The sequence below is a fragment of the Xanthovirga aplysinae genome (assembly GCF_009711365.1).
Classification (GTDB): Bacteria; Bacteroidota; Bacteroidia; order Cytophagales; family Cyclobacteriaceae; genus Xanthovirga; species Xanthovirga aplysinae.
In genome coordinates, this window is sequence record NZ_SMMB01000784.1 from 1 (window position 1) to 3,988 (window position 3,988).

Sequence of the window (3,988 nt, forward strand, 5' to 3'; positions counted from 1 at the left end):
ATGAACAATTCTTATTGGTCCATGATAAATATGACAAAATAATCAATTTTAGAAACTCAACTGACATTCATCAGGCAATTGAAAAAGCTGACTTAATTTCCTTCGAAAAAATTGGTCACTATCGAATGCTTTGGAATGAACAAGTTATCCAAACAGTATCAACATATTTCACCAAAAGAAAGAAAGCAGCGTAAAATAACTAAGAATTTAGAGTTAAGAGGTTTGCTGAGACGCAAAAATTTGCGTCTTTCCTTTATGTAAATAAACTTTCCCTGGATTCCTAAAGTTAGGCAACTTACTTACCTCTTTCACCTACCAATCTCTAACCTTAATAATAAAGCTAAAAACCAATATCCTCACATCCTACCCTCAAAAGCAAGGTTCAGGAAGAAGAATCAAGCCCATTTCTAAATTGAATAAATCATGATTCAGCAAGTTAATTCTTAATTTCATATCTTTGCCCCCGAATTTTTTAAGCAGCAGGAAGAGATGAAAGAGCGAAAAGCAACGATATCCCCTATCTCCCAGAAAGAATATCTTTATGAATTACCCGAAGAACGGATTGCCACACAGGCCTTAAAGGACCGTTCGGCCTCTAAATTATTATTTTATAATAAAGGGAAAATTAGACATGAGTACTTTAAGGGAATTAGTGACCTTTTACCTCAAAATAGTCTCCTAGTTTATAACAATACCAAAGTTATCCCTGCTCGAATTTATTTTCAAAAAGCCACAGGAGCAAACATTGAAATCTTTCTTCTGCAACCTGAAGCCCCTACCAAAGTAATTTCCCTTGCTATGGAACAGAAGGAAGGTTGTATGTGGCTGACCATGATTGGGAATCTCCGAAAATGGAAAGATGATGATATATTGGTTCGGGAACTGAATATCCAGGAGAAAACCATATGTTTGAAGGCAAAAATTGAAGATAGAGACCGTAAACTGGTAAGTTTTGAATGGGATAACCCGGAAATATCTTTCGTTGAAATTGTCCAAGCAGCTGGAGAAGTTCCCTTGCCTCCTTACATGAACCGAAAACCTAATAAAGCAGATATCCCCCGTTACCAAACAGTTTATTCTGAAAAAGAAGGTGCTGTAGCTGCACCTACCGCTGGATTGCATTTCACGGAAGAAATCATTAAAGATCTAAAAGAGAAAGACATTCAAACCGACTACCTTACCTTGCATGTAAGTGCAGGGACTTTTCAACCCATTAAAGAAGAAAATGTCATCAACCACCCCATGCATGCAGAGCAGGTAGTAGTGAGTCGGGAAAACATCCATAATTTACTTCAAACCAACCGAAAGATAATTGCGGTTGGCACTACATCCATGCGTACCATGGAAAGCCTGTATTGGTATGGAGTAAAACTGATTAAAGAAGGAGACCCCACCTTCTCCATTGAAAAATTGATACCGTATGCTTATAAAGAAGAAGAGCTTCCAACTAAGGAACAATCTCTGCAAGCGATTTTGGATTTTATGGAGAAGGAGGGGAAAAGTGAAATCATGGGAGAAACCCGAATTTTTATTTTCCCTGGATATAAATTTCGAATTTGCGAAGGGTTAATCACCAATTTCCACCAACCAGAATCTACACTAATATTGTTGGTGGCTGCTTTTGTTGGAGAAAGATGGAGAGATATCTACAATGAAGCTTTAGCTCAAGACTACCGTTTCTTGAGTTATGGTGACTCTTCTTTACTAATCCCCTCTAGTTAACAAAAGGAGACACCTTTGGTAATCGATCATGCTTACAAAAAATTGATCGATCTTAAATTCCTGGCTATTTATTTAATCATAAAAGGAGTTTTAAACTCCTTTTTTTTATTTCTGTATGAAAGTTATCCCAATAAATTCCTGCTCATAATCTATCCTCAACCTTTCATTCCTGTAATTTGAACTGATCTTTTCTCCAAAGGGTTTAAGAAAAAACAAAGCAAGCAGTTATGAGTGTATTCCTAAAAATAATCATCGCTTTGGGTATTTTATTTGGGGCGTTTTGGCTTATTGGATATTATACAAATGAAAATTATGAAGGAGAGCATATAGTAAAATTAGACTGCCCAAAAGCAGTGGTTTGGGACATCTTAACAGACCTGGAAGAAATCCCAGATTACAGAGATGAGATTGACGAGGTACATTTTAAAGGCCGTAACCAAAGAGGCCTGATGAAATATGAAATGATTCCGGAAATTGGAGGTTACATAGACTTAGAAATTCTGGAACGCATTCCTGAAAAAAGACTGGTGGTCCGAATGATTGATAGCAGCTTTGGCCTTTCGGGAATCTGGACCTATGAGCTGGAAGGAAATAATGATTATTGTTTGGTCACCATTTCCGAAAATAGTAGGTTGGAAAATACTCTAAGTCGTTCAACACTATCGTTAACAGGCCGGGATGCCATTCTAGAAAGAGAAGCTGAAATTCTGGAAGATGGCTGTGATTGAACCTTAATTTTAATAAGGGGTTCAATCACTTGGAATGTTGAACCCCTGACCTTTAGTTTCAAAGCAACCACTGCAAAGTATTCCGTAATACCTCAAAACCTTTCCTCAATAATTCATTTTTGCATTTGTAATCTTCATCGTTCCTCCGGCTTTAAATGCCTATACCTTTCTAGCATTTCTCCATGTTTATTTAAGTCTTTAGGCTTAAAAACTCTTAACGTGGAAGGAGGATTTTCTTCCAAATGAACTTTTGGCCGGATAGGTCTGGGACTAAAGCCCCCACCACAACTGGGACATACATTTTGAAAAACTTCCTGAGCACATTCCTTACAATAGGTACATTCAAAAGAACAAATCATCGCTTCTGTAGAATCTTGAGGAAGATTCTTGCCACAATGCTCACAGGAGGGCCTTAATTCTAACATATTGAAAAATTATTTAAAATGAAAAACAATGATATAACTAGTAATTTGGAGTAATACCTTAATCAATTTTTTTAAAATTTGAATTAAACTTTCTGTCAAAGCTTGAAATTTTTAAGTTATTGACTTTAAGAATTTTAATAGGTACTCTATTATTATTTCTTTTCCAAACCTTCCCAATTTTCGCGATACTTTTTTGCTAGACGGACATGCTCCAAATAATGCTTCCCATGCCAAGCATATAGGCAGATCACTTCCTCCAAGGAATAACGTTTCCCATATTCGGGGTGAATATATTCTCTTTTAAAATCATCCTTCCTTAGATTTTTTAATAAAAACACCCATCTTTTATGCATACCCTCCAAAATCGACAAAGAGTCCTCAATAGAGGCCAACTTACTATCTGATAAGGATGCCCATTTTGCTTCGAAATAGGGCTTTATGGAAGTTGAATCTTCCGTGAGCATCCATTTGGTACGAAGAAAACCATTCATGCGGCTATCAGCACAATGATGCACCAATTGACGGATAGACCAACTATTCGGGCGATAAGAATAATTCAACTCTTCTTCCCTTAGATTTTTTGTTTCTTCTCTCAAATGGGCTGGAAAACAAGTAATTTCCTCCAACCTGTTTTGAATGACTAAATCATTGATTAAAGCTGACTTTTCAAACTTGCCGATTGGGAAGCGCAAGGCTAATAAGTTTTTAATTTCTTTCATTTTCGAAACTATTTTATAAATAATTCAAAGCACCTAATAATTTAATGGAATGGTTGGGTGCTAATGAGTTGAATTTAAATATTGATCAGTTGTTAATATCTTTGAATAAAAACCATTTAAAGCTGCTAAAAAAGATCTATGAACATCGGAAGTAAGACACCTATCCTCCATTTATTTCCAAATCTCTGGTTGCACAAGCATCATTAATCAACTCAAAATTAAAACGATAATCCGTAGCTGCTCTAAGCGATGCATCAATACACATATGAGTCATCATACCACAAACTACCAGGTCTGGAATTTCATTTTCTTTTAAGGAATCCACCAATTCCGTTCCTAGAAAACTGTTTGGAATATGCTTAATGACTACTTTTTCATTTTCTAATGGAAGCAT

At 36.1% G+C, this 3,988-nt stretch carries 6 protein-coding genes; 3 read left to right on the top strand and 3 right to left on the bottom strand.

Annotated elements, in window-relative coordinates; all coding sequences use genetic code 11:
* The 3 genes from E1171_RS24210 to E1171_RS05650 all read left to right on the top strand — a co-directional run.
* Positions 1–194 (top strand): hypothetical protein (locus E1171_RS24210; RefSeq protein WP_222931406.1); only part of this gene is annotated, 194 nt, incomplete at its 5' end.
* Between the two features lie 295 nt (positions 195–489).
* Positions 490–1,722: an S-adenosylmethionine:tRNA ribosyltransferase-isomerase gene (locus tag E1171_RS05645; RefSeq protein ID WP_155204933.1), complete on the top strand. Its 1,233-nt coding sequence runs from the start codon at positions 490–492 to the stop codon at positions 1,720–1,722.
* A gap of 227 nt (positions 1,723–1,949) precedes the next feature.
* Complete coding sequence (locus tag E1171_RS05650; protein WP_155204935.1) at positions 1,950–2,450, top strand: SRPBCC family protein; 501 nt, start codon at positions 1,950–1,952, stop codon at positions 2,448–2,450.
* Between the two features lie 134 nt (positions 2,451–2,584).
* On the opposite strand, the gene E1171_RS05655 is transcribed toward E1171_RS05650, so the two are convergent.
* From E1171_RS05655 to E1171_RS05665, 3 genes are all read right to left on the bottom strand, one after another.
* The gene (locus tag E1171_RS05655) at positions 2,585–2,875 is read right to left on the bottom strand and encodes a DUF1272 domain-containing protein (protein WP_155204937.1); all 291 of its coding nucleotides are present in this window, start codon (positions 2,873–2,875) and stop codon (positions 2,585–2,587) included.
* A gap of 152 nt (positions 2,876–3,027) precedes the next feature.
* Positions 3,028–3,594, bottom strand: coding sequence for a YfiT family bacillithiol transferase (locus E1171_RS05660; protein WP_155204939.1), 567 nt, complete (start codon positions 3,592–3,594; stop codon positions 3,028–3,030).
* A gap of 160 nt (positions 3,595–3,754) precedes the next feature.
* Positions 3,755–3,988, bottom strand: a 234-nt coding sequence (locus tag E1171_RS05665) for an isochorismatase family protein (RefSeq protein ID WP_155204941.1), incomplete at its 5' end; no start/stop codon positions are given.

Excerpts from the sequence above, each read along its gene's own strand:
- E1171_RS05645 (WP_155204933.1), top strand. The coding sequence starts at position 490 with ATGAAAGAGCGAAAAGCAACGATATCCCCTATCTCCCAGAAAGAATAT.
- E1171_RS05650 (WP_155204935.1), top strand. The coding sequence starts at position 1,950 with ATGAGTGTATTCCTAAAAATAATCATCGCTTTGGGTATTTTATTTGGG.
- E1171_RS05655 (WP_155204937.1), bottom strand. The coding sequence starts at position 2,875 with ATGTTAGAATTAAGGCCCTCCTGTGAGCATTGTGGCAAGAATCTTCCT.
- E1171_RS05660 (WP_155204939.1), bottom strand. The coding sequence starts at position 3,594 with ATGAAAGAAATTAAAAACTTATTAGCCTTGCGCTTCCCAATCGGCAAG.